Source organism: Bacillus sp. GbtcB14, assembly GCF_019091205.1.
Taxonomy (GTDB): domain Bacteria; phylum Bacillota; class Bacilli; order Bacillales; family Bacillaceae_G; genus Bacillus_A; species Bacillus_A cereus_AG.
In genome coordinates this window covers 1-274 of sequence record NZ_JAGXJT010000139.1, presented here as the reverse complement: position 1 = coordinate 274, position 274 = coordinate 1, and the positions used below count along the sequence as shown (strand labels likewise).

The following is a 274-nucleotide window of genomic DNA, read 5'->3' as shown; positions in this document are numbered from 1 at the left end:
TGCTGCGGAATCATTTAAAAACGTAAGTGATAGTTTGTTATCAATTGATACAGATGATTTATTAGAAATAATGACCTATAAAGCTAAAAAATTCAAGATAAAGGATATCTCCAAGTTAGAAGTAATGCTTGAAGGTGTAAAGGAACATGGAGAAGCAGTAAAGCTTGTTCAAAATTATAAAGCGATAATTAGTGAAATGAAGAATTATATGGATATAAAGGAAGATTTATGGAAAGAAATTTTCAAAGAATATTTCTCTGAGAGCTTTATTGAA

1 pseudogene is annotated in these 274 nt (G+C 28.1%); it reads left to right on the top strand.

The features are described 5' to 3' along the window. Positions 1-274, top strand: a pseudogene (locus KVT31_RS29555) (hypothetical protein); the annotation flags it as partial.